At 66.0% G+C, this 26,056-nt stretch carries 23 protein-coding genes; 10 read left to right on the forward strand and 13 right to left on the reverse strand.

The features are described from left to right. Positions 1 to 3: 3 nt before the first annotated feature. On the reverse strand, positions 4 to 750 hold the full coding sequence (locus AB4Z37_RS01065; protein ID WP_441515231.1) for a GntR family transcriptional regulator: 747 nt from the start codon (positions 748 to 750) through the stop codon (positions 4 to 6). A gap of 58 nt (positions 751 to 808) precedes the next feature. Next, positions 809 to 1,114: an ATP-dependent Clp protease adapter ClpS gene (gene clpS / locus AB4Z37_RS01070; RefSeq protein WP_441514824.1), complete on the reverse strand. Its 306-nt coding sequence runs from the start codon at positions 1,112 to 1,114 to the stop codon at positions 809 to 811. A gap of 266 nt (positions 1,115 to 1,380) precedes the next feature. Here clpS and AB4Z37_RS01075 point away from each other — a divergent pair, with 266 nt between their 5' ends. The 8 genes from AB4Z37_RS01075 (at position 1,381) to AB4Z37_RS01110 (ending at position 10,330) form a co-directional block, all read left to right on the forward strand. After that, positions 1,381 to 3,009, forward strand: a complete 1,629-nt coding sequence (locus AB4Z37_RS01075; RefSeq protein ID WP_441515232.1) for an ABC transporter substrate-binding protein — start codon at positions 1,381 to 1,383, stop codon at positions 3,007 to 3,009. 152 nt (positions 3,010 to 3,161) lie between these two features. Further along, the gene (locus AB4Z37_RS01080) at positions 3,162 to 4,115 is read left to right on the forward strand and encodes an ABC transporter permease (RefSeq protein ID WP_441514825.1); all 954 of its coding nucleotides are present in this window, start codon (positions 3,162 to 3,164) and stop codon (positions 4,113 to 4,115) included. 8 nt (positions 4,116 to 4,123) lie between these two features. Further along, complete coding sequence (locus AB4Z37_RS01085) at positions 4,124 to 5,011, forward strand: ABC transporter permease (protein WP_441514826.1); 888 nt, start codon at positions 4,124 to 4,126, stop codon at positions 5,009 to 5,011. A 32-nt stretch (positions 5,012 to 5,043) separates the two neighbouring features. Further along, positions 5,044 to 6,105, forward strand: a complete 1,062-nt coding sequence (locus tag AB4Z37_RS01090) for an ABC transporter ATP-binding protein (RefSeq protein ID WP_441514827.1) — start codon at positions 5,044 to 5,046, stop codon at positions 6,103 to 6,105. Positions 6,106 to 6,128: 23 nt separating this feature from the next. Continuing rightward, positions 6,129 to 6,338 (forward strand): hypothetical protein, encoded by a 210-nt coding sequence (locus tag AB4Z37_RS01095; RefSeq protein ID WP_441514828.1) that lies wholly within the window; start codon positions 6,129 to 6,131, stop codon positions 6,336 to 6,338. Further along, positions 6,335 to 7,747 (forward strand): amidase, encoded by a 1,413-nt coding sequence (locus AB4Z37_RS01100; protein ID WP_441514829.1) that lies wholly within the window; start codon positions 6,335 to 6,337, stop codon positions 7,745 to 7,747. Before AB4Z37_RS01095 ends, AB4Z37_RS01100 begins: the two co-directional genes overlap by 4 nt. Then, complete coding sequence (locus AB4Z37_RS01105) at positions 7,744 to 8,721, forward strand: ABC transporter ATP-binding protein (protein WP_441514830.1); 978 nt, start codon at positions 7,744 to 7,746, stop codon at positions 8,719 to 8,721. Before AB4Z37_RS01100 ends, AB4Z37_RS01105 begins: the two co-directional genes overlap by 4 nt. A 202-nt stretch (positions 8,722 to 8,923) precedes the next feature. Continuing rightward, a complete protein-coding gene (locus AB4Z37_RS01110; protein ID WP_441514831.1) occupies positions 8,924 to 10,330 on the forward strand; it encodes an aldehyde dehydrogenase family protein in 1,407 nt (468 codons plus the stop codon). A 93-nt stretch (positions 10,331 to 10,423) separates the two neighbouring features. Here the strand turns inward: AB4Z37_RS01110 and AB4Z37_RS01115 are convergent, their stop codons facing one another. From AB4Z37_RS01115 to AB4Z37_RS01125, 3 genes are all read right to left on the reverse strand, one after another. Continuing rightward, on the reverse strand, positions 10,424 to 11,719 hold the full coding sequence (locus AB4Z37_RS01115) for an amidase (protein ID WP_441514832.1): 1,296 nt from the start codon (positions 11,717 to 11,719) through the stop codon (positions 10,424 to 10,426). A gap of 14 nt (positions 11,720 to 11,733) precedes the next feature. Then, positions 11,734 to 12,414, reverse strand: a complete 681-nt coding sequence (locus AB4Z37_RS01120; RefSeq protein WP_441514833.1) for a DUF2848 domain-containing protein — start codon at positions 12,412 to 12,414, stop codon at positions 11,734 to 11,736. Positions 12,415 to 12,491: 77 nt separating this feature from the next. Beyond that, on the reverse strand, positions 12,492 to 13,814 hold the full coding sequence (locus tag AB4Z37_RS01125; protein WP_441514834.1) for an MFS transporter: 1,323 nt from the start codon (positions 13,812 to 13,814) through the stop codon (positions 12,492 to 12,494). Positions 13,815 to 13,926: 112 nt separating this feature from the next. On the opposite strand from AB4Z37_RS01125, the gene AB4Z37_RS01130 reads away from it, so the two are divergent. Then, positions 13,927 to 14,706, forward strand: a complete 780-nt coding sequence (locus AB4Z37_RS01130; RefSeq protein ID WP_441514835.1) for a GntR family transcriptional regulator — start codon at positions 13,927 to 13,929, stop codon at positions 14,704 to 14,706. Positions 14,707 to 14,729: 23 nt separating this feature from the next. Here the strand turns inward: AB4Z37_RS01130 and AB4Z37_RS01135 are convergent, their stop codons facing one another. The 4 genes from AB4Z37_RS01135 to AB4Z37_RS01150 all read right to left on the reverse strand — a co-directional run bounded on the left by AB4Z37_RS01135 (position 14,730) and on the right by AB4Z37_RS01150 (position 21,183). Further along, a complete protein-coding gene (locus AB4Z37_RS01135; RefSeq protein WP_441514836.1) occupies positions 14,730 to 17,492 on the reverse strand; it encodes a UPF0182 family membrane protein in 2,763 nt (920 codons plus the stop codon). A gap of 163 nt (positions 17,493 to 17,655) precedes the next feature. Further along, entirely contained in the window at positions 17,656 to 18,039 is a 384-nt protein-coding gene (locus AB4Z37_RS01140; RefSeq protein WP_441514837.1) for an antibiotic biosynthesis monooxygenase, read from the reverse strand. A gap of 75 nt (positions 18,040 to 18,114) precedes the next feature. Next, complete coding sequence (locus tag AB4Z37_RS01145) at positions 18,115 to 20,358, reverse strand: spermidine synthase (RefSeq protein ID WP_441515233.1); 2,244 nt, start codon at positions 20,356 to 20,358, stop codon at positions 18,115 to 18,117. Between the two features lie 498 nt (positions 20,359 to 20,856). Beyond that, positions 20,857 to 21,183 carry a hypothetical protein gene (locus AB4Z37_RS01150; protein WP_441514838.1) on the reverse strand — a complete coding sequence of 109 codons (327 nt, stop codon included), beginning with the start codon at positions 21,181 to 21,183 and terminating at the stop codon, positions 20,857 to 20,859. Positions 21,184 to 21,422: 239 nt separating this feature from the next. Between AB4Z37_RS01150 and AB4Z37_RS01155 the strand changes: the two genes are divergently transcribed. Then, positions 21,423 to 23,027: a phytoene desaturase family protein gene (locus AB4Z37_RS01155; protein WP_441514839.1), complete on the forward strand. Its 1,605-nt coding sequence runs from the start codon at positions 21,423 to 21,425 to the stop codon at positions 23,025 to 23,027. Positions 23,028 to 23,036: 9 nt separating this feature from the next. Here the strand turns inward: AB4Z37_RS01155 and AB4Z37_RS01160 are convergent, their stop codons facing one another. From AB4Z37_RS01160 to AB4Z37_RS01175, 4 genes are all read right to left on the reverse strand, one after another. Continuing rightward, positions 23,037 to 23,324 (reverse strand): hypothetical protein, encoded by a 288-nt coding sequence (locus AB4Z37_RS01160; protein WP_441514840.1) that lies wholly within the window; start codon positions 23,322 to 23,324, stop codon positions 23,037 to 23,039. 132 nt (positions 23,325 to 23,456) lie between these two features. Next, entirely contained in the window at positions 23,457 to 24,296 is an 840-nt protein-coding gene (locus AB4Z37_RS01165) for an endonuclease/exonuclease/phosphatase family protein (RefSeq protein WP_441514841.1), read from the reverse strand. Continuing rightward, entirely contained in the window at positions 24,296 to 25,105 is an 810-nt protein-coding gene (locus AB4Z37_RS01170) for a carbohydrate ABC transporter permease (RefSeq protein WP_441514842.1), read from the reverse strand. The genes AB4Z37_RS01165 and AB4Z37_RS01170 overlap by 1 nt, the downstream gene beginning before the upstream one ends. After that, on the reverse strand, positions 25,102 to 26,022 hold the full coding sequence (locus AB4Z37_RS01175) for a carbohydrate ABC transporter permease (protein ID WP_441514843.1): 921 nt from the start codon (positions 26,020 to 26,022) through the stop codon (positions 25,102 to 25,104). The genes AB4Z37_RS01170 and AB4Z37_RS01175 overlap by 4 nt, the downstream gene beginning before the upstream one ends. Between the last annotated feature and the right edge of the window lie 34 nt (positions 26,023 to 26,056).

A 26,056-nucleotide genomic window follows, 5' to 3' on the forward strand; every position in this document is an offset into this window, starting at 1 on the left:
CACTCACTTCGCCGTACGGGTCTTCCGCGCCGGCGCCACTTCGGCGGAGTAGGTTGCGAGCACGTCCCGCAGGTCACGCTCCTCGTTCGGGCTCGCGGTGATCAGCGCACGGCTCGCCACCGCATCGAGATGCGCGTCCATCAATTTGGCGGCGCGCGCCGCATCGCCGGCGACAAGTGCCGCGATAATGGCGCGATGCTCGCTCACGGCGCATTCCGCGGAATGTGGCCGGCTGTACAGCGCGAGGATCAGCCCGCAGCGCGAGGCGACCTCGCTGAGATAGCGCGCCAGTGTCGGATTGCCGGTCATTTCCGCGAGCAGGATGTGAAATTCGGTGGCGAGGCGGATCGACAGCGGCTCGTTGCGGCCGCGCGCTTTTTCCTCGGCATCGACATGGGCTTGCAGCGCCTTGACCTGCTCACTGCGCAGGCCCCGGCTGGTCAGCCGCGCGACGACGAGGCGCTCGAGCCCGATCCGGACGTCGAAGATGTCGCGTGCCTCTTCCCAACTCGGCGTGGCAACCGCCGCGCCGCGATTGCGGCGCAACTCGACCAGCCCCTCTGCGGCAAGGCGTGCCAGTGCCGTGCGGACAATGGTGCGGCTGGCGCCGAAGCGCTCGCCGATGGTGTCTTCCGGGAGTTTCGTGCCGGGCTTGAGCGCCTGCTCAAGGATAGCGTGCCACAGCGCCCGGTAAATGAGGGTGCTGCGGTCGGCGGTCCTGGCGGCGGGTTTTCTCGGCATCGGCGGCATCACGGCGGCTTTCGCAACCATTGCGTCAGCCTTAAGCGGAAAGCAAGCGCAGTGCCAGTTACGTCTCCGGCTCGGTGGTGAACAGCAACGGATAGCCCCGGGCACGACCGGCATCGGTCGCCCGCGTCGCCTTGGTCTCGGCGATGTCTTTGGCAAACACGGCGACGACGCAGGAGCCGCGCTGATGGGCCGTCAGCATCACCCGGTGCGCCTGGCCCTCGGTCATGCGGAATTCCGCCTTCAGCACCATCACCACAAACTCGCGCGGCGTGTAATCGTCGTTGATCAGGATGACCTTGTAGAGCCTCGGACGCTCCGTGGTCACACGGGTCCGGGTCCGCGGCGTCGTGGTGGTGTCACTCATCGCCTCGATGGCTCCGATCGCTCCGGCTGCGCAAGGCCGCTGCGGGCCATTCTATCCCACACTGCGGGTCGCCACGGCATCAAATGCACTGCGATGGTTGCACTGCGGCGTTGATGAGACCTTGGCGAGCGACACAGAACACGGCAATCTTCAGGGAAAAGCAGGCCAGTCATTGGCACGAGCGTTGCATACCGTTTGACCACCTTCTGTGCAGGGGAATTGGGATGACGCTGAAAGACTTCAAGATGTCGGCGCGCAAGGGTGCCATGGTTGTGATGGTGGCGCTGTCTGCCGCCAGCTTAGGCAGTCGTGATGCGGCCGCAGAAACCGTGCTGCGGATCGCGATGACGGCCGCTGACATTCCGCGCACGCTGGGACAGCCGGACCAAGGGTTCGAGGGCAACCGCTTCACCGGCCTCACCATGTACGACGCCCTCACCATGTGGGACCTGTCGTCGGCGACCAAGCCGAGCGTCGTGATCCCCGGCCTTGCCACCGAATGGAGCGTCGATCCCAGCGACAACAAGAAGTGGACCTTCAAGCTGCGGCCAGGCGTCACCTTCCACGACGGCTCACCGTTCAATGCCGACGCCGTGGTCTGGAACGTCGAGAAGGTGCTTAAGACCGACGCCCCACAGTATGACGCCAGCCAGGTCGGCGTCACCGCCTCGCGCATGCCGACCCTCGTCTCGGCACGCAAGATCGACGACCTCACCGTCGAACTCACCACCAAGGAGCCGGACAGCTTCCTGCCGATCAACCTCACCAACCTGTTCATCGCCAGCCCAACCAAATGGCAGGCACTGTACGGCGCGGCGTCCGGCGCCGACGCCAAGGCGAAGGCCGCAGCCGCGTGGGACGCGTTCTCGCGTGACGCGTCCGGCACCGGCCCGTGGAAGATGGCGCGCTTCGTGCCGCGCGAGCGGCTCGAGGTGGTAAAGAACGCCGCCTACTGGGACAAGACGCGCGTGCCCCATGTCGACCGCATGGTGCTGCTGCCGATTCCCGAAGCCAACGCCCGCACCGCAGCGCTGCTGTCCGGCCAGGTCGACTGGATCGAGGCGCCGGCGCCGGATGCGATCGCACAGATCAAGCAGCGCGGCTTCGTCATTCAGGCCAACGAGCAACCGCATGTCTGGCCCTGGCAGTTCTCGCGGGTCGAAGGTTCGCCCTGGAACGACATCCGCGTGCGCAAGGCGGCCAACCTGTGCATCGATCGCGACGGCATGAAGGACGGGCTGCTCAGCGGCCTGATGGCGCCGGCGACCGGCACCGTCGAGCCGGGACATCCCTGGCGCGGCACGCCGACCTTCCAGATCAAGTACGACCTGCCGGCGGCACAGGCGCTGATGAAGGAAGCCGGCTACGGGCCGAACAAGAAGCTGACGGTCAAGATCCAGACCTCGGCCTCGGGCTCCGGCCAGATGCTGCCGCTACCGATGAACGAGTACCTGCAGCAGGCGCTGGCGGAATGCTACTTCGATGTCCAGCTCGACGTCATCGAGTGGAACACGCTGTTCACCAACTGGCGGCGCGGCGCCAAGGATCCGTCCGCCAACGGCGCCAACGCCATCAACGTGACCTTCGCAGCGATGGATCCGTTCTTCGCGCTGGTGCGCTTCCTGCAGTCGGGCATGGCGCCGCCGGTGTCCAACAACTGGGGGTTCGTCAACAACCCGAAGTTCGACGAACTCGTGAAGAAGGCGCGGCAGACCTTTGATCCTGCGGCCCGCGATCAGGCGCTGGCGGAGCTGCATGCGGCCTCGGTCGACGACGCCGATTTCCTCTACGTCGCCCATGATGTCGGCCCGCGCGCGCTGAGCCCGAAGATCAAGAACTTCGTGCAACCGAAGAGCTGGTTCGTCGACTTCTCGCCCGTCACCCTGGAGCCGTGAGGACAGCGGCCAAACGGTTCAGGACTCTCCCCTCATGGTGAGGCGCGCAACGAAGCCGCGCATCTCGGACCATGAGGGATATGCTCATTGCGGCGGGCAGCGCAGGATCTCCACGTGATCCGAACCGCCTGCGTCAGACTGTTGGTGACCGAGTGCTGGCCTATATCGCCCGACGTATCGTCTATGTGATCCCGATCATCATCAGCGTCGCGCTGGTGTGCTTCCTGTTAGTGCATCTCGCGCCGGGCGACCCGCTGGTCGCAGTGCTGCCGGCGGACGCGTCGCAGGAACTCGCCGCGCAGCTGCGTGCCTCCTACGGCTTCGACCGGCCGCTGCCTGTTCAGTTCGGCCTGTGGGTGTGGAAGGCACTGCATGGCGACCTCGGCACCTCGATCGCCACCGGCCGCCCGGTGCTGGGCGAGGTCATGCGTGCGGTCAGCAACACGGTGATGCTGGCCATCACCGCGGCGGTGGTCGGCTTCACGCTCGGCCTCACCCTCGGCCTGATCGCCGGCTACTATCGCAACACCTGGGTCGACAAGGTCGCCACTTCCATCGCGGTCGCCGGCGTCTCGGTGCCGCACTACTGGCTCGGCATCGTGCTGGTGATCATCTTCTCGGTGCAACTGAACTGGCTGCCGGCCGTCGGCGCCGGGCCCGGCGGCTCCAATGCCTGGAGCTGGGACTGGACCCATCTGCGCTATCTCGTGCTGCCGGCCGTGACCATGGCGGCCATTCCCATGGGCATCATCACCCGCACCGTGCGCGCACTGACCGGTGATATCCGGTCGCAGGACTTCGTCGAGGCGTTGCGCGCCAAGGGCATGCGCGAGACCTTCGTGTTCCGCCACGTGGTGCGCAATGCCGCACCGACAGCGATGGCCGTGATGGGCTTGCAACTCGGCTACATGCTCGGCGGCTCGATCCTGATCGAGACGGTGTTCTCCTGGCCGGGGACGGGCCTCCTGCTCAACTCCGCGATCTTCCAGCGCGACCTGCCGCTCTTGCAAGGCACCATCCTGGTGCTGGCGCTGTTCTTCGTCCTTCTCAATCTGCTGGTCGACGTGGCGCAGGCCATGATCGACCCGCGCATCAGCCGCAGCTGAGGCCCGCCATGACCAGCCTCAGCGATACTGCCCTGCAGACCGCGCCCATCGAGGCCCCGAGAGGCTACTGGTCGACGGTCAGCCGGCGTCTCCTGCGCGATCCCGTCAGTATGGCCTGCCTCGCCATCCTGCTCGCAATCGTGCTGTCGGCACTGCTCGCGCCCTGGCTCGGCCTCGCCGATCCCTATCAGGGCTCGATGATCCGCCGGCTGCGCCCGGTGGGCACGCCACACTATCCGCTCGGCACCGACGAGTTGGGGCGCGACATGCTGGCGCGGCTGATCTATGGCGGCCGCCTGTCGCTGCTCACCGGCATCCTGCCGGTCGGCCTCGCCTTCATCGCCGGCACCGCGCTCGGCCTGATCGCCGGCTATGCCGGCGGCCGCGTCAACACCGCGATCATGCGCACGGTCGACGTGTTCTATGCCTTCCCCTCGGTGCTGCTGGCGATCGCGATCTCCGGCGCGCTCGGCGCAGGGATCGTCAACTCGATCGTGTCGCTGACCATCATCTTCATCCCGCAGATCACCCGCGTCGCCGAGAGCGTCACCACCGGCGTGCGCAACCTCGACTTCGTCGATGCCGCCCGCGCCTCCGGCGCCGGTCCGCTCACCATCATGCGGGTGCACATGCTCGGCAACGTGCTCGGCCCGATCTTCGTCTACGCCACCGGCTTGATCTCGGTGTCAATGATCCTCGCCTCGGGCCTGTCGTTCCTCGGCCTCGGCACCCGGCCGCCGGAGCCCGAATGGGGCCTGATGCTCAACACCCTGCGCACCGCGATCTACGCCAACCCGATCGTCGCGGCGCTGCCCGGCGCCATGATCTTCGCGGTGTCGATCTGCTTCAACATGCTGAGCGACGGCCTGCGTGCCGCCATGGATATCCGGAGCTGACACATGGCGCTTGCAAGGAACGGGAGGCCGCGATGAACGCCGAAACGACGTCCTTCGCTCCGATCGAGGATCGCGGCGGCGCGGCGCAGCCGCTGCTGACGGTGCAGGGGCTGACCAAGCATTTTCCGGTGCGTGGCGGACTGTTCAGCGAGCAGCGCACGGTGCGCGCGGTCGACGACGTCTCCTTCAGCGTCGGCAAGGGCGAGACCGTCGGGATCGTCGGCGAATCCGGCTGCGGCAAGTCGACCACGGCCCGCCTGCTGATGCACCTGATGCCGCGCGACCGCGGCGACATTCTCTACGATGGCCGGACCATCGGCCGCGACCTGCCGCTCGTCGAGCTGCGACGCGGCATGCAGATGGTGTTCCAGGATAGCTACGCCTCGCTCAATCCCCGATTGACCCTGACGGACTCGATCGCCTTCGGCCCGCGCGTCCATGGCATGAGCGCAGCGAGGGCGCGCGCGCTGGCGCATGACCTGCTCGGCAAGGTTGGCCTGCGGCCGGACATCTTCGCCGGCCGCTATCCGCACGAAATCTCCGGCGGCCAGCGCCAGCGGGTCAACATCGCCCGGGCGCTGGCGCTGTCGCCGCGGCTCCTGATCCTGGACGAGGCCGTCTCGGCGCTCGACAAGTCCGTGGAAGCACAGGTGCTGAACCTGCTCACCGATCTGAAGCGCGAGTTCGGGCTGACCTACATTTTCATCAGCCACGATCTCAACGTGGTGCGCTACATCTCCGACCGCGTGCTGGTGATGTATCTCGGCGAAGTGGTGGAGATCGGCCCGGTCGACAGCCTGTGGCAGGCGCCCGCGCATCCCTATACCCGCGCGCTGCTGGCCGCGATGCCGAGCACCGATCCGGACCGGCGCACCACGAGCCCGCCGATCACCGGCGATCCGCCGAACCCGATCGATCCGCCCAAGGCCTGCCGCTTCCACACCCGCTGCCCGTTCGTCGAAGCGATGTGCAGCACGGTGACGCCGCGGCTCGCCCCGGTCGATGCCAGCGGCCATGAAACCGCATGCCACATGGCCGTGCCTGGCTCTGGTCACAGCCGCGCCGCGCGGGTCGATCAGACTGCAAACCTATAACCACAAGAACAAGGACACTGCTCATGCCTGCGCCCGCTCATGCCGCGCCGTCCGCCGAGGAAGTGGCCGTACTGGCCAAGGTCGCCGGCCTTCCGGTGACGCCCGAGGTCGCCGCGCGGATTGCCAGCTCGATCGGCCCGGCTTTCAGCGGTTTCAGCGCCATCGCCGGCACGCTGCCGCTCGATCTCGAGCCCGCAACCTTCACGGTCGTGCAGAACGAGGCCGGCCGATGAGCACCGAGCCCGCCCTGCTGTCACTGACCGAAATCGCCGCGGCGATCGCCGCCAAAAAGATCTCGTCGCGCGAGGCGACACAGACCTGCCTCACCCGTATCGCGAAGCTGCAGCCCACGCTCAACGCCTTCATGGCCATCGAGGCGGAGCAGGCGCTGGCTGCGGCCGACACCGCCGATGCCGAGCGCGCCACCGGCCGCTCGCGTGGCCCGCTCCACGGCGTGCCGCTCGCCCACAAGGACATGTACTACGAGGCCGGCAAGGTCGCGACCTGCGGCTCGGCGATCCGCCGCGACTGGGTGGCGACCACGACCTCGACCGCACTGCAGCGCCTGAAGGACGCCGGCGCCATCCGGCTCGGCACCTTGCAGATGTCGGAGTTCGCCTACGGCCCGACGGGCCATAACGCGCACTATGGCCCGGCGCGCAATCCGTGGAATCCGGAGCATGTCACCGGTGGCTCGTCGTCCGGCTCCGGCGCGGCGGTCGCCGCGCGGCTGACCTTCGCCGCGCTCGGCTCCGACACCGGCGGCTCGATCCGCCTGCCGGCGCACTACTGCGGCGTCACCGGGCTCAAGACCACCGTCGGCCTGATCAGCCGCGCCGGCGCGATGCCGCTGTCGCAGTCGCTCGACACCGTCGGGCCGCTGGCCCGCACCGCCGAGGACTGTGCGCTGCTCACCGGCCTGATGGCCGGCGCTGATCCCGCCGATCCCACGGTGCGCGACGCACCGTTGCCCGACTATCTCGCTGCGACCCGGCAGTCCATCGAAGGCCTCACCATCGGCGTGCCCGCAACATTCTATGTCGACGACCTCGACGCCGACGTCGGCCGTGTGCTCGAAGACACGCTGGCGACGCTGCGTCGCGAGGGCGCCCGCGTCGTCAAGGTGACGCTGCCGCCACAGCCTCAACTGACGGCCGCTTGCCAGCTCGTACTCGCCGTCGAGGCCGCCGCCTTCCACAAGGCCTGGATGCTCGAGCGGCCGCAGGACTCCGGCCCGCAGGTGCTGATGCGGCTGCAGAACGCCCTCGCCATTCCGGCGCTGAGCTATCTCGAGGCGCTACGCTGGCGCGGCCCCGCGCTCGCCGCGCATCTCGCCGCCATTGCCGGCACCGACGCGCTGCTGGTGCCAGTCTCCCCCGTACCGGCTCCGACCATCACCGGCAGCGATGTCGGCAACCAGCCCGGCGCCGAGGCGGTGATCCAGAACCTCACCCGCTTCACGCGACCGATCAACTATCTCGGCCTGCCGTCGCTGGCGATCCCCGCCGGCTTCAGCGTCGGCGGGCTGCCGATCGGCCTGCAGGTGGTGGGACGGCCGTTCGATGAGACCACGATCCTGCGGATCGGCGCCGCGTTCCAGCGCGCGACCGACTTCCACACGCGGAGGCCAACGCTCGCATGACCAATCTGGTCGAGGTCGACAATCTCACCGTGCGCTTTACCGGCGCGCGCACCGTGCATGCGGTCAACGACGTCAGCCTGTCGCTCGCCGAAGGCGAGGTGCTGGGCCTGCTCGGCGAGTCCGGCTCCGGCAAGAGCGTGACGCTGCGCGCCCTGATGCGGCTGTTGCCGGCACGGCGTACCCAGATCGGCGGCCGCATCCGTGTCGCCGGGCAGGACGTGCTGGCGCTCGACGACGAGGCGCTCTCCGCCTTCCGTGGCCGCACCGTGTCGATGATCTTCCAGGAGCCGGGGCTCGCGCTCGACCCCGTCTACACCATCGGCGACCAGATCGCCGAAACGGTCATGCGGCACGAAGGCGCAAGCCGCGCCGACGCGATGGCGCGGGCGCTGCAGATGCTCGACGTCGTGCGCATCCCCTCGGCCAAGCGCCGGCTCAAGTCCTACCCCCACGAGATGTCCGGCGGCATGCGTCAGCGCGCGATGATCGCGCTGGCGCTGGCCTGCAAGCCGAAGGTGCTGCTGGCGGACGAGCCCACCACCGCCCTCGATGCGACCGTGCAGATCCAGATCCTGCTGCTGCTGCGCGAGCTGCAGCGCGAATTCGGCATGTCCGTGATCTTCGTCACCCATGACATCGGCGTGGCGACGGAAATTTCCGATCGCATCGCGGTGATGTACGCCGGGCAGATCGTCGAAAGCGGGCCACTCGCTGAGATCGTACGTGCGCCGGTCCACCCCTACCCGCGCGGCCTGCTGACCGCGACCGTACACGGCGCCGTCCGCGGCGCTCGGCTGGAGACCATTCCCGGCACGCCGCCATCGCTCGACCAGGCGCCAGTCAACTGCGCGTTCGCACCACGCTGCCGGCAGGCACAGCCGCGCTGCCTCGCGCAGCTGCCGCCCGCGATCGCGGTCACGGCGGATCATCTCGCACGTTGCGTGCTCGCCGAACCGGCCGCCCCGGCGGCTTAGAGCTGCTCCAGCATCGCCGGTCGCACGAACGACCGCAGGTCACGAAAATGTCAGAGGCACTTGTTGCACAGAGTGCACTCGACATTGCCTCGCAGCGCCATCCGCCGAATGGCTGATCCGGCGACCTTGACAGTGCGGCGGCCATCGCGACGAATGCGCCCCTGACCGCCCGCATTCCCAAGAGACTTCCCAGGAGGAACCGATGGAGCGTTATGCTCTCGTCATCGACGGCAAAACCGTTCAGGCCGCGGACCATTTCGAGGTGCTGAACCCCTCGACCGGCGCCGTCGCCGGCCTCGCGCCGAAAGCATCCCGCGAGCAGCTCGATGACGCGATCGAAGCCGCGGCCCGGGCCCAGAAAGCGTGGGCGAAACGCCCCGATGCCGAGCGCAAGCAGCTGTGTCACGCCGTCGCAGACAAGATCAAGGACAACGCCGAGGAGTTGGCGCGCCTCCTGACCATCGAGCAGGGCAAGCCACTCAACGGCCTCGGCTCCCGCTTCGAGCTCGGTGGCGCGCAGGCGTGGGCGCACTACACCGCCGACCTCGACATCCCGGTGAAGGTGCTGCAGGACAACAACGAGGGCCGCATCGAACTGCACCGCAAACCGGTCGGCGTGGTCGGCTCGATCACACCCTGGAACTGGCCGCTGATGATCGCGATCTGGCACATCATTCCCGCGATCCGCGCCGGCAACACCGTGGTCAACAAGCCATCGCCGTTCACACCGCTGTCGACGCTGCGCATGATCGAGCTGATGCAGGAAGTGCTGCCGCCAGGCGTCGTCAGCTGTGTCGCCGGCGAGGATTTCCTCGGCGCCCACATGTCCGGCCACCAGGGCATCGGCAAGATCACCTTCACCGGCTCGTCCGCGACCGGCCAGAAGGTGATGTCGTCTGCCTCCAATACTCTCAAGCGCCTCACCCTCGAGCTCGGCGGCAACGACGCCGGCATCGTGCTCCCCGATGTCGATCCGCAGCAGGTCGCGGAAGGGTTGTTCTGGGGCGCCTTCATCAATAACGGCCAGACTTGCGCGGCGCTCAAGCGGCTGTATGTCCATGACAACGTCTATGACGAGATCTGCAACAGCCTCGTGACCTATGCGAAGAACATTCCGGTCGGCGACGGCCTCGATGAAAAGAGCGTGCTCGGCCCGATCCAGAACCGCATGCAGCGCGACAAGGTCGCCCGCCTCGTCGAGGCGGCGAAGACCGCCGGCGGCAAGGTGCTGCTGGGAGGCACCGCGGACAAGGAGGACAGCCTGTTCTTCCCGTTGACGCTGATCTCCGACCTCGACAATGGCAACCCGCTGGTCGACGAGGAGCAGTTCGGCCCGGCGCTGCCGATTATCCGCTACAGCAATATCGACGAGGTGATCGCGCGCGCCAACGACAACCCGAACGGCCTTGGCGGCTCGGTGTGGTCGAAGGACACGGCCAAGGCCAAGGACATCGCACTGCAGCTCGAATGCGGCTCGGCCTGGATCAACAAGCACGGCGCGATCCAGCCCAACGCGCCGTTCGGCGGCGTCAAGGGCTCCGGCGTCGGCGTCGAATTCGGCGAGGAAGGCCTGTTCGAGAACACTGACGTTCAGGTCATCCACTCCTAAGACGACCTGGCTAACAACGAAAAGCCCGGGACCGCTGCGCGGCCCCGGGCTTTTTTAGTTGGTTACGATCGGCGCTCCGGCAGCGAACGCCGCTCAATGCAGCTGCAACTCGTCCTGCACACCCTTGGCAACCGACAGCAGACGTGCGTCGGTCATGCGGCGGCCGATCAGCATCAGTCCGACCGGCAGACTGGACGTCTTCACCGGCAGCGACGTGCCGGTCAGCTCGAACAGGTTGCCGAGCATCGGGTTACGCAGGGTCTGAAGATTGATACGGCCGAACAGTTCGTCATCAGCCTCGAGCGGCGCGATCTCCGGCGCTACCGTCGGTACGGTCGGCAGCAGCAGCACATCGAGCGGCGCGAGCCGCGCGTCCATCGCCGCGATCAACTCGCTGCGCCGGCGCACGGTGTTGATGAACGTCGCCGCCGACACCGAACGGCCGCCGAGAATGCGGCTCAGCACCCGCCGGTCATAGTCCGCGCCACGGGTGTCGAGCCATGGCGCATGGACTGCTGCCGCTTCCACCGCCGCGATCGCCGCCGGCGCGGTGGCCTGGCGCATCGCAGTGATGAGATCATCGATCTGCCAGTCCACCACCTTGGCGCCGAGCCGCGACAGCCGTGTCAATTGCGCTTCGAACGCTGCGCCAACCACGCTGTCGACATTCTCGAACATCAGCCCGCGCGGCACACCGACGCGCAGGTTTGCCAATGGAAATGCCGTTACCGGCTGTGGCGTGGCCCCCACCATGATGGCGTCAGTGTCGGCACACTGCTGCACCGTCTTCGCCAGCGGGCCGATGGTGTCGAGGGTGTAGGACAGCGGAAATGCGCCCTCGGTCGATACCCGCCCCGCTGTCGGCTTGAAACCGGTGACGCCGTTGAACGCCGCTGGAATGCGCACCGAGCCGCCGGTATCGGAGCCAATCGAAATTTCGCTGGTGCCATCCGCCACGGAAACTCCCGCGCCGGACGACGAGCCGCCGGGGACGCGGTTCGGATCGACCGCATTGCCGGGCGTGCCATAGTGCGGGTTGAGGCCGAGGCCCGAGAACGCGAACTCCGACATGTTGGTCTTGCCGATGATCAGCGCGCCGGCGCGACGCAGCCGGGCGATGACCGGTGCATCCGCCTTGGCAGGCTCCGCCGTTCGCAGCAGCGCCGAGCCCGCGGTGGTGGGCTCGCCGGCGACATCGAACAGGTCCTTGATCGACACGATGGCGCCATCGAGCGGACCGAGCGAAGTGCCCGTGCGGCGGCGCGCATCGGAGGCGTCAGCCTCGGCCCGCACACGCTCATGGTACACCTTCGTGAAGACGTGCGAGGTCTTCGCGGTGGCGTCGATCTGAGCGAGCGCCTTCTCAACCTTGTCCCGAATAGCCGACATTCCAGTTCTCCAGTTCACGCAACGACGGGAAGCTCGACGACGTCATAGGCATGGCGGATCGAGCGGCCCAGCACCGGGTCGATCAGCTCCATCTCGAATCGGCTCGACGGCCGCACGCCGCCGATGGCGCCGAGCGTACCGCCGAACATCACCGTGCCGACAGCGAGCTCGCCGCCATTGGCATAGCGCGGCATCAGATCGGACGGCGGCCGCAGGGTGGCGAGCTTGCCATCCTGATAGAGCACGCGCTGGCCGTCGATGGTGGCGTAGACGCGCAGCTGCAGCTCGTCCCAGCGCGCCACCACCTCGTCGAGGCGCCACAGGTCCTTGGCCACCGGCTTGGCGCACAGCTGCTTGGACAGCGCGACGCCCTGGGCTTCGGCTTTGCGGTCGGTATGGTCGGAGCCGATGGTCAGCCACAGACCATCGGTCATGGCGACGATGACCGGCTCGATCTCGCCGCTGCTGTCGGGGCCGAGAAACTCGACCCGCTCGGCCTGAGTCAGCAGGCTGGCAGCGCCACGGTAGAACAGCGGCACGCTCGACGGCGGCGGCACGCCGATTGCGGCGAGTTCGTCGATGTGATGTCGCACAGCCGCCTCGTCGCGCGCGGCCCAGCCGGCGATCACGAGATGGTCCGGCAAAAACCTCGCGGTTTGCGAGCCGGACCGGGTGTGGCGGTTGAATTCAAGCATGGTGTCCTCTGCAGTCGATCATGGCGGATGTGAAGTCAAGACCGGAGGGGAGCGAGAGGGGCGCCCTTCCGGGGCAATCAGCGTTTGACGGCCTGCCAGCGGCAGAACGCAAATACCAGGAGCGCGGCGGTGAACTCGATCACCGCCACGACATAGAGGCCGGACGTGGCACTGCCGGTCACACTGGCGGAAATGCCGATGAGATACGGCGCCACGAATCCCGCGAGATTGCCGATCGAATTGATCAGCGCGATCGCACCCGCCGCCGCCGTTCCCGCGAGCAGCGCCTGGGGAATGGTCCAGAACACCGGAAAAGCGGCAAGGATGCCGATCGCGGCGACAGTGAGCGCAATCAGCGCTGTGGTGCCGCCGCTACCGATCAGCGCACCGGTCGCCGCAAGACCGGCCGCAGCGATCAGGGCCGCAAGCGCGCAATGCAGCCGCCGCTCGCCGGTGCGGTCGGAGTGCGCGCCGTTCCAGACCATGGCAATGGTGCCGGCGATGAAGGGAATCGCCGCCAGCAGACCGATGCGCAGCGGATCGGTCACCCCGGTCTCCTTGATAATGGACGGCGTCCAGAACGCGATCGTGGCATTGCCGCTGACAATGCCGAAATAGATCAGGGCGCACAGCCAGACGCGCCAGTCGGCGAGCGCGGCCTTGAAGCTGGATTCGGTCGCCACCGCTGTGGCATCCGCCGCGAGGTCGCGCTCGATCGCCTGCGCCTCCTGCGCGGTCAGCCAGCTTGCCTCGCGCGGGCGGTCCGGCAGCCACAGAATGACCGCGATGCCGGCGAGCACCGACGGGACGCCCTCGAGAATGAACAGCCACTGCCAGCTCGACAGGTCGGCGACGCCGCCCATGGTGCTCATGATCAGGCCGGCGATCGGACCACCGACGATCCCCGCGATGGCAAACGAGGTCATGAACAGGCCGTTGATACGGGCGCGCCGCGCCGCCGGGAACCAGTAGGTCAGGTACAGCACCACGCCCGGGAAGAAGCCCGCCTCGAACATGCCGAGAGTAAAGCGCAGCACGTAGAACCAGAGCTCGGTCTTGACGAAGGCCATCGCCGCACAGTTGAGGCCCCACAGGATGGTGATGCGCGCAAGCGTCTTGCGCGCGCCGATCTTCTCCAGCAGCAGATTGCTCGGCACCTCGAACAGGAAATAGCTGAGGAAGAAGATGCCGGCGCCGAAGCCATACGCGGCTTCGCTGAGCTTGAGGTCGCTCAGCATGGTCAGCTTGGCGAAGCCGACATTGACACGGTCGATCCAGGCCAGAATGAACAGGAACACCAGCGCCGGAATCAGCCGGGCCGCGGCCTTGGCGTAGGCTGCAGTGGCTGCCGGTGTCGACCCGCCATCGGCTACGTGAGCATTTTCAAAAGCTTGCGCCATATCGCGTTCTCCGCTTGGCCACGCTGGCCGATGTTCTTTCCCAGCAGTGATATATCACTACAATATCTGAGATACTTTTGAAGCGAAAATAAAAGCCATGTATCAAGGTGCAATGCACAAAAGACCAGCAGCCGACTCGACTGCCAAGACCGCCGCCCGTTCCCGCGGACCGGCGACCAAGGCATCTGCAACCAAGGCATCTGCGACCAAGGCCAAGCCGCGCGCGCCGTTCAGCGCGCGAGCCGACCTCGCGGTGCCCGCGCGGCGGCCCAACCAGGCCGAGATTGCCTATCAGCGGCTCAAGGCTGCAATCGTGACGCTGGTGATCGCGCCCAATACGCCGCTCAACGAGGCAATGATCTGCGATGAGCTCGGCCTCGGCCGCACGCCCGTGCACCAGGCCTGCCATCGTCTCGCGCTCGAAGGTCTCGTGCAGATCGTGCCCCGCAAGGGCATGCTGGTGCCGCCACTGTCGATGGACGACTTCCTCGACCTCGTCGGTGCGCGGCGGATCAACGAACCGGCCTGCACCGCGCTGGCGGCGGAGCGCATGACCGACGATGAGATCAGGACATTGGCCGCCATCGTCACGGACAGCCGGCGGCTGCCGCGCGATGATCTCGGAGCTTTGATCGCCCTCGACCAGCGTTTCCACGAGGCCATCGCCCTCGGTTCACGCAACCGCGTGCTCGCCGGGTTCGTGACCAATCTCAACGACCGGTCGGCGCGGTTCTGGGCCCTGTCGCTCAGCAACGAGGCTCATCGCGCCGAGACCATCGATGAGCATGAGCGCATCGTCACCGCACTGAAGCGGCGTGACGCCGACCGTGCGGCGCAGGCGATGCGCGACCATATCGACTCATTTTCCCGGACCTTCACTCAGCTCGCCTAGCGTCAGAACAAAAATAGAGCGCGTTAGTGCCCCGTAGGCTCCCGACTCATCTCTTCCAGTATCGCTTGCAAGGCGTCGAACTGCGCACCGAACCCCTTCCAATCGCCTGCCTTGAGCCGCTTGATCGCCTGGTTGTAGAGGTCCAGCGCCTGCTGCGCACGGCTGGTAAAGGTCGCGTCCTGCCGTGCAACGGGGGGCGCGGGCGCCTCTCCGAACAACGCCGAAAGGGCTTCCGGCAGTGTCTCCCTCATCACGACACGCTCGCCGTAAGCCGCGATGACTCGCTTCAGCTCCGGCAAATGCCCCTGCTCGGCCCGCAAGTAAAGTGGCGTGACATACAGAATCGAATTCTCGATCGGGATCACCAGAAGATTGGCGCCGCGGATGACACGCGACCCCATCTGATTCCATAGCGTCAACTGCTGCGAGATCTCGGTCGTCTGGTTGATCCTGGCCTCGATCTGGAACGGGCCATAGACCAGCTTGTCCTTCGGAAACTCGTAGACGATCAGATTGCCATAGTCCGGCGCGTCGCAGCGCGCGGCGAGCCAGGCGATCATGTTGTCGCGATGGCTGGGCACCATCGGCAGCATCAGGAAGAACTCGGCCCGCGGTTCACCCGGCAGCCGCATGATGATGTAGTAAGGCGCCATCACCGCGATGCCGTCTCCGCCGGGCCGGCGCGGAAACTGCCAGAGGTCCTCACGGTTGTAGAACACCTCGGCCGACGTCATGTGGTAGGCCTGATAGATCCGGGCCTGGATCAGGAACAGGTCCTCCGGATAGCGAACATGCTTCTGCAGATCCGCCGGCATCGCCGAAAAGGGCTTGAACAAGTCCGGAAAGATCCGTCCATAGGTCGCCGCGATCGGATCGCCCGTGTCGATCAGATAGAAATCGACGGTGCCGTTGTAGGCGTCCACCACGATCTTCACCGCGTTGCGGATATAGTTGAGATCGAACTCTGCGGCAGGAGTCGCCGACGGAAAGTAGGAGCTCGTCGTATAGGCATCCTGGAGCCAGAACAGTCGCCCGTCGCTGACGACCAGATACGGATCATGGTCGAGCGCCAGGAATGGCGCGATCGCATGGACACGCTCGGTGATGTTGCGCCGGATCATGATCCGGCTGTCACTGCCGATGTAGTCGGTCAGCAACAGGTTCAGGTCGCTGAAATACTGGGTGAACAACAACCGGCGCGCCACTGATCCGATCGCGATCCCGCCGGTCCCGTCATAGCTGGCGTAGACGTTGCTGGCCCCTTTGGGATAGTCGAACTCCGGTACGGTTCCCTTGGCGATGACAAAATCATCATGCTCCTCGCCGAAATAGATCCGCGGCTCCCTGATCGGCGGACCGCCATCCGCCAGCGGCGGAATATCGCGCAAGTACAGCAGCGGCAGCCCTTCGCCGCTCTTGCGGGTCACCGGGCTCATCACCGCGCCGTTGCCATGCGTGAACAGGATATGGCGGTTCACCCAGGTCTGGGCGTTCGGTGCGAGCAATGATGAGCGCAACTCGCGCGCCGACAGCATGACGCTCTGATAAGAACCGTCGAGCCAGTACCGGTCGACATCGAGGTCATGGAACTTGTAGTAGGTGCGGATTTCCTGCAACTGGGCATAGGTATCCGACAGCGGTTGCCAGTCCCACAGCCGGATGTTGTCGATGGTGGCCCGGTTGGCTTCGAGGGTCTCGTAGGTCAGCTTCTGCTCCGCAGCGAACGGCTTCGCCGCAATGCGGTGCAGGTTGTAGGCATTGCGGGTCAGGGCGATGTTGCGCTCGATGAACGGCTTCTCCAGTTGCAGCTCGCTCGGCTTGACGAACAGCTGCCGGAATAGCCCCGGCACCAGGCCGGACAGCAGGATGGAGCAGGAGAACACGACCGCAAGCGCCGCGACCGGCAACCAGATTCGCCGTATGCGGACATTCGCCAGGCTTGCCGCAGCAGCGGCACAGGATAGTCCGATCAGCAGCCAAAGCCCGGGCAGCCGCACATAAACATCCGTATAGCTGGCGCCGACCACGACATCGTTGTCGCTATAGAGCAGCAGGTAGCGATCAAGCGCATAGGACAGGGCCTTGATCGCGAAGAACACACCGAGCAGCGCCGATCCATGCACGACCACAGCCGTCGACACCGGAGCCGGCGGCGGCCCGATGCCGATATCGCCGCGGACCCGATAGATCAGCGCCGCCAGCGCCGCGCCGATCACCAGTGTCAGCATCATCCAGTTTTTCAGCGCGATGCAGGCCGGCAGAACGAACAGGTAGAATCCGATGTCCTTGCCGTAGAGCGGATCTGTCATGCCGTAGGGGGCACGATAGAAGACACGCGCGAACGTCAGCCAGTTGCTGGCTTCCCCCGCAGCCACCAGCAGTGCGAGAATGACGACGGCGCTGGTCATCACGCGTGGCCACGGCAACTGGTCGCGCAACAGCGTCCAGAGATCGACCGGCAGCGTGTGCGCCCCAAGCCGGCCATGACCGCCCGCTGACGACGACTGCGCCGTCCGCGCCAGTCGCAGCGCCACCCAGCCGTTCAACCAGAGGAACGCGGCTGTCCCCGCAAAAAAGCCGGCAAACACGATGCCCTGAGCCGTGAGCGTCGTCAGGAAAACCTGCAGATAGCCGACCGACGAGAACCACAGCCAGTCGACCAGGACATCGCCGGCAAACCTGCCCAACAACAGCAAGGTGATGATGGCAACGGCCGCAATGAGCGAGCCCGCCAGAACACTCAGTCCTGGCGCCTTTCGTTCGGGTCCAGTGATCCCGATCGTCATGCCGACAATCTAGCAGAAATCAGCGACGCGCGCCGCTCAATTCCTGACACCACAGCGGCGGGCGAAAGCCCGCTTACGCCGCGGCATACGACAAGCCAGACGCGCATCGTCATCCGCGCTCGCGCGACGGCTGCCATCGCCTTGCCGCGAGCACCCGCCGCGATCAGGCCAGCGTGTGCACGATAACCGGCCCGGCCGTGGCGGTGGCCGGTCCGACCAGCAACGGTCCGAGATTTTGCTCGATCCATGCCAACCCGCGGCGATTGGATTCCTCCGCACCCGCATGGTTGTTGAAGATGCTGATCGCGGTCACGGTGTCGTCCGGCGCGTAGATGACATAATAGCCCATGAAGCCTTCGACATCGCTGATGATCGGAATGGCGCCTTCCTTGATCCGGCGCGCCAGCTCCTCGGCCGCTCCTGCCTTGGCTTTGGCTTGGCGGATTGCAGCATACATCGGCTCCTCCCGATCGCTGGGCTGCCCCGCCACTGCCGCATCACGAAAACCGCTGCCTCGCAGGGGCAACCAGGCACAAATGGGCAGCATCTCACGTCGCCGAGCTTACGCCATCCCGTGCCGCGACACCACCGGTGCATCCGGCCGGCGGACGTCCGCAGGCACCTATTCGCCGTCGCGCAGGCGGCGATAGACCGCCCCCAGGATGTTGGAGTAGTCGTCGGTCCAGACCCGTTGATGGTCAGCCGGTTCTGTCAGCACCCAGGAGCCGTTGGCTGCAAGCGCGCCGACGTCGGCTTCATCCCGCGCCGAGATCACCACGTTGGTTGAGAAGATATATTCGTTGTCGCGGCCGGAATCCTCGTTGTAGACCCAGCTCTTCATGTCATTTTCGTCGGCGATGCCGACGACCACGCTGGCGAGTTCGAGGTGGCGATTGGAGACATGCATCACCACGGCGCCCTGCGGAGCAAGCTTGTCCTTGTAGATCGCCATCGCTTCCTCAGTAGCGAGATGAATCGGAATCGCGTCCGATGAATAGGCGTCGACGATGATCAGGTCATAGACGCCGTCGGGCTCCCTGGTGAAGGTCAGGCGGGCGTCGCCCATCACGGGCTGGAGATCCGGCATGCACGACTTGATAAAGGAGAACTTGGCCGGATCGCGTGCGGTATCGACCATGGTCTGGTCGATCTCGAAAAAAGTCCAGCTCTCGCCAGGTCGCGCCGCGCAGGTGAGCGTGCCCGCGCCGAGGCCGATCACGGCGACCCGGAGCGGGCTCCCTTTGCGGGTGCGGATCGCCTCGATGGCTTGCCCGATGCCGCCGTCCTTGGAATAGTAGGAGATCGGCTCAGGCCGCCCTTTCACCGGCGTGCCGTCGTCGTTCAGGATCTTCTGGGCCCCGTGAATCGTGGTGCCGTGCATCAGCACATGGTAGTGGCCATTCGGCGTCTCGACGATCTTGTGAACCCCGAAGAAGCTGCGCACGGTTTCGACCCGCCCCTCGTCGGCCGGGTAGACCCGGATCAGCATCAGCGCCAGCCCCACGACCGCCGCGAGCTTCCAGCGGCTGGCCCGCAGACCGACCGCGATCAGCACGCCGATCACCGCCGGCACCGCTGCGAGCACGACACGATTGTCTTCCAGCCACTCACTGAGGTGGCCGCCGCCATAAGCCGGTGCAACCAGGCCCACAGCAAGCAACCCGATGACCGGCCACAGCCAGCGACTCCAGCGCGGCCATCGCTCGTCTCCGGCCGGCCGGCATAGCGCTGCCAGCACCACCAGGATCGGATACTCCGCGATCCAGGAGAATGTGTAGGGCGCGACAAGACCGGCAAACAGGCCGCCGACCATGCCACCGAACGACAGCCCTACATAGAAGCTGGTGAGATCCCGCGCCGGCGGGCGGGTGCGGGCGAGCTCGCCATGGCAGGCCATGGCAATGACGAAAAAGCAGAGCTGATGGCCGCCCAGCGTCAACAACAGGTTCTGCTCGCCCCCGAACGCCAGCAGCAAGATCACCCCGGCAATCGCCACAGGCTGCAGCATCAGCATCCAGCGATGCGGCAGCAGCGGGCGCGACTGGAACACCAGCACCCAGGTCAGCAGATAGAGTGACAGCGGCAGAACCCACAGCAATGGCGCCGCGGCGACGTCGGTGGAAATGTGCGCGGTGACCGCGACCAGGAGGCCAGATGGCACAGCRGCAAGAAAGATCCAGCGCAGCCGCGTCGCCCAGCCCGGCGACGGGGACGTGACCTCCTCGGCAGCGTTGGTACTCGACACGACCGCCGGCGACCGCCACAGTAGAAGACCGCAGCCGGCGATCAGCACGATCAGCAAGCCGTAGCCTGCGGTCCAGATCAGGTTCTGTGTCCGCAACGTGAACAGCGGCTCCAGCAGCAACGGGTAGGACAGGAGCGCGAGAAAGCTGCCGATATTCGAAGAAGCATAGAGAAAGTACGGATCGCCCGCATCAGGATGCCCGGTGCGCACGAACCAGGCCTGCAGCATCGGATTGTTGGCGGCGAGCGCGAAGAACGGCATGCCGATCGAAACAATGAACAGCCCGAGCAGCCACAACGCATAGCCATTCGACGGCGGATTCTCCCAGCCGCTCGCGACCGACAGCGGCAACAGACCCAGCGCCACAATCAGCACGACAAGATGCACCGCCATCGGCACCAAGCGATTGCGGATCTTCATCAGAAGATGCGCATAGGCATAACCGGCGAGCAGCAGTGACTGAAAGAACACCATGGCGACCGACCACACCGCCGGCGAGCCGCCGAGGCGTGGCAGCACCATCTTGGCGAACAGCGGCTGCACCGAAAACAGCAGCAAAGCGCTGACGAAAATAGCCGCGGTATAGACGACGAGAATCAACGAACGCCGGCCGGCCGACATCGACACAGGAAAGGAGCCGGGATCAGCAGATGATTCAAACGCACTCATACAGGCTCCGGCTAGGTATTTCGCATTGCGGCGGGATTGGATCACAGGAGATGTGGCAGGGCAACCTGCACCACCAGCGAAGCACCGGATGTGATCAACTGCGTCATCACGATGGCGTGCCCGAGCGGAGGAGCAACCTCCTCCGGGCGCGCCGACGTGTCATCAATCTGTGATCCGGAAGGACGCGCGGATTGGGCGGCGCCTTCCCATCCGCACTATCCAGCCTCCAGCGGCAGGCAGCGCAAGGCCGCGACGAGAGCCGACGCGACATGCGCGGGATGGCGGACGTCGCGCCCTTCCACCAGCCGCGCGAGCAGCGCCATCAGGAGCTCTCCCGCGGTGTGGTCGGACAACGCCGGCCCCGTATCGATGACAGTCAGGCGCGGTCTGCCTGTCGCAAGGTCATCGCCGGATCGGGCTGAAGGTTCAACAATCGGCGCATGCACGACGTCAGCGCCCGATCTGTCGGCTCACAGCATTTTCCTGCTGGTTCAGCGCCTGCTGGTCAGCCCGGGTGATGTGGCCGCCGTCGAACCGCGCCATCGTGCGCTCCTCCTGCCGGATCGCGCGATCCTCGCGGTGCAGGCGCCGCGCCTGCTGCGGCGAGATCTCACCTTCCCGCAGTTCGCGATTGATGCGACGGCCCTGGTTTTCCAGCCGATCATTGACCTGTTCCCGGCGCGGGTGGTTGCGCTCCCAGTTGGTCTCGGCAAAGGCCGACGTACCGGCGAGGATCAACGACGCCGTGACGATCATGGTCTTGAAAATCGGTCCCATGGGATGCTCCTCCGTATCCGATCGACGCCGTGTCGACCGCGCTGCGAAGCCATAAGGCCGCGCGACTGAATCCGTTCTGAAACCGCCGTTCAAATCCTGTTCATCTCGGTCTCGAACGGCGTGACCGGCAGATCCCCTCGACCATTGCCGCCGGCACCATGGCAGATTATTGATGCAGGGTTGCCGCATCGGGCATTCGTGTGCGGCAGCGGATCGCACGGAATCAGGGCTGCTCCGCCATGCCGGACTACGACCTCGTCATCATCGGCGCCGGCCACAATGGCCTCACCTGCGCGGCCTATTGCGCGATGAACGGCCTGCGGGTCAAGCTCGTCGAGCGCCGCAGGGTGGTCGGTGGCGCTGCGGTCACCGAAGAATTCCATCCCGGCTTCCGCAACTCGGTGGCATCCTACACGGTCAGCCTGCTCAATCCTCAAGTCATCGCCGACCTGCGGCTGCATCACCACGGCCTGCGCATCGTCGAACGCCGCGCCCAGAATTTCCTGCCTGCACCGGACGGCCGCTACCTGCTGACCGGTGACGGCCGCACCCACCAGTCAGTCGCACGGCTGAGTACACGCGACGCCGGGCGGATCGACGCCTTCGGTGACGAGCTCGCTGGAATCGCCGACGTGCTGCGCCAGTTCGTGCTGCGGGCGCCCCCCAACCTGGTCGAGGGCTTCGGCGTCGCGGCGATCCGTGAGACGCTCAATGCGCTCGGCAGCGCCGGCATTCTCGGCGGATTGTCGCTGGAGATGAAGCGCGTGCTGCTCGACCTGTTCACACGTTCGGCGGGTGACGTGCTCGACGATTGGTTCGAGAGCGATCTGGTCAAGGCGCTGTACGGCTTCGACGCCATCGTCGGCAACTATGCCAGCCCCTATGCCGCCGGCTCAGCCTATGTGATGCTGCACCATGCCTTCGGTGAAGTGAACGGCCGCAAAGGCGTGTGGGGCCATGCCATCGGCGGCATGGGCGCCATCAGCCAGGCGATCGCCGCCGCCGCACGGAGCCATGGTGCCGAGATCGAAACCGACGCCGCGGTGCGCGAGGTCCTCGTTGAGAACGGGCGCGCGACGGGCGTGGCGCTGGACAGCGGCGAGACGATCCGGGCGCGCTATGTCGCCGCCAACGTCAATCCAAAACTGCTGTATACCCGCCTGATGCCGGCGGATGCGCTGCCGACGGATTTCCTGCGGCGCATGCAGCGCTTTCGCTGTGGCTCCGGCACGTTCCGGATGAACGTCGCGCTCTCTGCGCTGCCGTCATTCAAGGTGCTGCCGGGCAGCGGCGACCATCTCACCGCCGGCATCATCATCGCACCAGGCCTCGCCTACATGGACCGCGCCTATCTCGACGCCCGTGCCTATGGCTGGAGCCGCGAGCCGGTGGTCGAGATGCTGATCCCCTCCACTCTCGACGAGACGCTGGCACCCAAGAATGCCCACGTGGCGAGCCTGTTCTGCCAGCATGTCGCGCCGGAGCTTCCCGACGGCACATCCTGGGATGAACACCGCGAAGCGGTCGCCGACCTGATGATCGCGACGGTTGACCGTCATGCGCCCGGGTTCGCGCGCAGCGTCATCGCCCGCCAGGTGCTGACCCCGCTCGATCTCGAGCGCGACTTCGGGCTGATCGGCGGTGACATTTTCCATGGCGCCCTGACGCTGAACCAGCTGTTTTCCGCCCGGCCGATGCTGGGCCACGCCGACTACCGCGGCCCGCTGCCAGGCCTCTACCATTGCGGCGCCGGCGCTCATCCCGGCGGAGGCGTCACCGGCGCGCCGGGGTACAATGCCGCCCGCGCGATCCTCAGCGACCACCGCGCGCTGTTCGCCCGCTGAGAGGCGAGCCTATTCGGGTGCGGCCCCGACCGGCGGCCCGCCGGGCGGCCTGTGCAGGAAGGTCAGGGACAGGAAGGCGCCGATCCAGGAACCAGCTGCCGCGAAGGCGACATAGGCCCAGTTCTCGGTGTAGCTGATCACCGCGAACGACGACAGCAGATACCAGATGCTGCTCCAGGTCGCGGCCGGCATACGTTTGCGCGCCACCACGGCGGACGTGAACATCACATAAACCGCATCGGTGGCGGCGGTCGCAACCACTACGCCTGCGGCAATCAGCGGATCGATGGTCGGCATGGCCTCCACCTGTCGGTTCGGAATGACCTTCGCGCATGCGGGCAACAGCCCGCAGGGCATGGTAGCCATCACCAGCCGTCATGCAAACCCGGCGCCGCAGGTTGCGTTGGGGCGCCGCCCCTCGCTCGGCGATCAGTGATCAGCGAGCTCGATCACCACCGGCTGGTGGTCGGATGCGGCCGTCTCCACATCGACCGCGATCCGGACCACGCGGTTGGCAATATCCTCGGTGACGAAGATGAAATCGCGGCAATCGGGGCCATCCCACAGCTCGCGGTCATGGATGCCGCAGGTCGGCGGCCGCGGTCCCTGCGGATGGCGCAGCGTCCACGCGTCGCGATAGTTGAGACCGCCCCGCATCGATCCTTGCAGCAGCGCGTGCTGCGGATCAGACACGTCGAAATTGAAGTCGCCGCACAGCAGGCTGGAAACCGCCAGAGTCTGGCAGACATAGGGGTCGTCGTGACGGGACGTCGCCGCGCGCGGGCCGGTGGAAGCCTCCTCCTGCAGGTCGAGCAGGCGCAGGATCTGCGCCTCGCGTTGCGCCGCGAAGTGAAATTCGAGATGGGTGTTGACGACGCGCAGCGGACCGAAGGCGGCGGCGACCGTCACGGCCAGCGCTTCGCGGCGCATGCTGCGGCCATGGCCGGCCTGCGGCCAGGGCAGCAGGTGGTTCTCGACCTGCAGCACCGGCAGCCGCGACAGCGTCATGTTGCCGAACCGCCGGACGCGGCCGTCGGCATCGATCGCCTCGACCGCCGGGCGGAACACCGGCCGATGCTCGGGCAGCAGCGCCGCAAGCGCCGCGCTCTGGTCGACACCGCCGTCCAGCTTGCTGAAGCCGTCGGATACCTCCTGGAAACAATAGACGTCGGCGTCACCAAGCGCTCTTGCCGTTGCGACGATGCGATGGAGATCGACCACACCGTCGCATCCCTTGCCCCACTGGATGTTCCAGGTGATCAGACGCATCAGCGTATTCCCGCACGCATGAAGGATTGCACGAACTGCCGCTGGAACAACAGGAACGCGACCAGCAGCGGCGCCATGGTCATGACCGTGGCGGCATTGATGACCGACCAGTCGACGCCGGTCTCCGGCGCGCCGAACACCGCAAGCCCCACCGTCAGCGGCCGGCTCTCCACCGAATTGGTCACGATCAGCGGCCACAGGAAGTTGTTCCAGTGATAGCTCACCGAGACCAACGCAAAGGCGATGTAGGTCGGCCGCGCCAGCGGCACGTAGACCCGCCACAAGATCTGCAGCGCACCGGCGCCCTCGACGCGGGCAGCTTCGACCAGTTCCTGCGGGACGCCCTTGAAGGTCTGGCGCAGCAGGAAGATCGCAAACGCACTGGCGAGATACGGCAACGCGATCGCCGGGATCGTGTCGAGCAGCCCGAGCGCGCCGACGGCGCGGTAGTTCTCCACGATCAGCACGTCAGGCATGATCATGAGCTGCAGCAGCACCAGCGCGAAGGCAATGCCGCTGCCCTTGAAGGTGAAGCGCGCGAACGCGTAAGCCGCCAGCGTCGACAGCACCAGCTGCCCTGCGAGCACCAGCGCCACCAGCATCACGGTGTTGAGATAGTAGCGGCCGAACGGCGCCTGATGCCACGCGCGCGCGAAGTTCTCGAGCGTCCACGGCGCTGCCAGGCTGAACGAGGTGGCGTAAGCAGCCGGATGCAGCGCACTCCAGCAGGCATAGACCAGCGGCGCCAGCCACAGCAGCGCCAGCAGCCAGGCGGCGATCGCCTCGAGCGGATGGGTGCGGCCGATCATTGATAATGGATCCTGCGGTCGAGATAGCCGAACTTCAGCAGCGCCAGCGTGCTCAGGATCACCAGCAGCACCACGGTCAGTGTCGCGGCATAGGCCTGGTCCTGGAAGGTGAAGGCGACTTCATAAATGTAATAGAGCAGCAGCGAGCTGGCGTTGTTCGGCCCGCCCTTGGTCATGATGACGAGGTGATCGACCAGCTTGAACGAGTTGATCACCGCGTTGATCGCCACGAACAGCGTGGTCGGCATCAGCAGCGGAAAGGTGATGCGGCGGAAGATGGTCCATCGCCCGGCGCCTTCCACGGCTGCGGCCTCCTCGAGGTCCGGCGGCAGCTGCTGCAGGGCGGCGAGATAAAAGATCATGAAGAAGCCGGCTTCCTTCCAGATCACCATCACGATGAGGCAGCCCATCACCGTGCGGGGATCGCCGAGCCAGTTCCAGCCGGCGAGGCCGAACAGGCCGCGCAGCTGGTCGAGCAGGCCGTAGTCGGGTGTGTAGAAGAACAGCCAGATGTTGGCGACCGCGATCATCGGCAGCACGGTCGGCGTGAAATAGGCGAGCCGCAGGAAGCCGCGCCCGCGCATGTTACGGTTGACCCACAGCGCCATCACCAGCGCCAGCGCGATCGAAGTGGGAATGGTGCCGAGCGCGAACCAGAGATTGTTGACCAGCGCCTTCCAGAAGATCGGATCGGCGACCATGGCGTGGTAGTTGTCGAGCCCGACGAACACCTCGCCGCCGCCGCGCCTGGCGATGAAAAAGCTGTGCCGCAGTGTCGCGAGGACAGGATAGTGGGTAAAGGCGACCAGCAGGACTGCCGCCGGCAACAGCAGCAGCCAGGCATGAACCGCGTTCAACCACGCCAGCGAGCGCGGCGGGCGGCGGGTCGGATCGGCGGCGGCTGCGGTCTGCGTCATGCGAACGGCCGGACCGGGCGACCTGACGGCCGCC

Source organism: Bradyrhizobium sp. 2TAF24 (assembly GCF_052115025.1).
Taxonomy (GTDB): domain Bacteria; phylum Pseudomonadota; class Alphaproteobacteria; order Rhizobiales; family Xanthobacteraceae; genus Bradyrhizobium_A.

What these genes read in the sequence shown, in the direction of transcription:
- AB4Z37_RS01065 (WP_441515231.1), bottom strand. Translation starts at nt 750, where the DNA reads ATGCCGCCGATGCCGAGAAAACCCGCCGCCAGGACCGCCGACCGCAGC.
- clpS (WP_441514824.1), bottom strand. Translation starts at nt 1,114, where the DNA reads ATGAGTGACACCACCACGACGCCGCGGACCCGGACCCGTGTGACCACG.
- AB4Z37_RS01075 (WP_441515232.1), top strand. Translation starts at nt 1,381, where the DNA reads ATGGTTGTGATGGTGGCGCTGTCTGCCGCCAGCTTAGGCAGTCGTGAT.
- AB4Z37_RS01085 (WP_441514826.1), top strand. Translation starts at nt 4,124, where the DNA reads ATGACCAGCCTCAGCGATACTGCCCTGCAGACCGCGCCCATCGAGGCC.
- AB4Z37_RS01090 (WP_441514827.1), top strand. Translation starts at nt 5,044, where the DNA reads ATGAACGCCGAAACGACGTCCTTCGCTCCGATCGAGGATCGCGGCGGC.
- AB4Z37_RS01095 (WP_441514828.1), top strand. Translation starts at nt 6,129, where the DNA reads ATGCCTGCGCCCGCTCATGCCGCGCCGTCCGCCGAGGAAGTGGCCGTA.
- AB4Z37_RS01100 (WP_441514829.1), top strand. Translation starts at nt 6,335, where the DNA reads ATGAGCACCGAGCCCGCCCTGCTGTCACTGACCGAAATCGCCGCGGCG.
- AB4Z37_RS01105 (WP_441514830.1), top strand. Translation starts at nt 7,744, where the DNA reads ATGACCAATCTGGTCGAGGTCGACAATCTCACCGTGCGCTTTACCGGC.
- AB4Z37_RS01110 (WP_441514831.1), top strand. Translation starts at nt 8,924, where the DNA reads ATGGAGCGTTATGCTCTCGTCATCGACGGCAAAACCGTTCAGGCCGCG.
- AB4Z37_RS01115 (WP_441514832.1), bottom strand. Translation starts at nt 11,719, where the DNA reads ATGTCGGCTATTCGGGACAAGGTTGAGAAGGCGCTCGCTCAGATCGAC.
- AB4Z37_RS01120 (WP_441514833.1), bottom strand. Translation starts at nt 12,414, where the DNA reads ATGCTTGAATTCAACCGCCACACCCGGTCCGGCTCGCAAACCGCGAGG.
- AB4Z37_RS01125 (WP_441514834.1), bottom strand. Translation starts at nt 13,814, where the DNA reads ATGGCGCAAGCTTTTGAAAATGCTCACGTAGCCGATGGCGGGTCGACA.
- AB4Z37_RS01130 (WP_441514835.1), top strand. Translation starts at nt 13,927, where the DNA reads ATGCACAAAAGACCAGCAGCCGACTCGACTGCCAAGACCGCCGCCCGT.
- AB4Z37_RS01135 (WP_441514836.1), bottom strand. Translation starts at nt 17,492, where the DNA reads ATGACGATCGGGATCACTGGACCCGAACGAAAGGCGCCAGGACTGAGT.
- AB4Z37_RS01140 (WP_441514837.1), bottom strand. Translation starts at nt 18,039, where the DNA reads ATGCTGCCCATTTGTGCCTGGTTGCCCCTGCGAGGCAGCGGTTTTCGT.
- AB4Z37_RS01150 (WP_441514838.1), bottom strand. Translation starts at nt 21,183, where the DNA reads ATGGGACCGATTTTCAAGACCATGATCGTCACGGCGTCGTTGATCCTC.
- AB4Z37_RS01155 (WP_441514839.1), top strand. Translation starts at nt 21,423, where the DNA reads ATGCCGGACTACGACCTCGTCATCATCGGCGCCGGCCACAATGGCCTC.
- AB4Z37_RS01160 (WP_441514840.1), bottom strand. Translation starts at nt 23,324, where the DNA reads ATGCCGACCATCGATCCGCTGATTGCCGCAGGCGTAGTGGTTGCGACC.
- AB4Z37_RS01165 (WP_441514841.1), bottom strand. Translation starts at nt 24,296, where the DNA reads ATGCGTCTGATCACCTGGAACATCCAGTGGGGCAAGGGATGCGACGGT.
- AB4Z37_RS01170 (WP_441514842.1), bottom strand. Translation starts at nt 25,105, where the DNA reads ATGATCGGCCGCACCCATCCGCTCGAGGCGATCGCCGCCTGGCTGCTG.
- AB4Z37_RS01175 (WP_441514843.1), bottom strand. Translation starts at nt 26,022, where the DNA reads ATGACGCAGACCGCAGCCGCCGCCGATCCGACCCGCCGCCCGCCGCGC.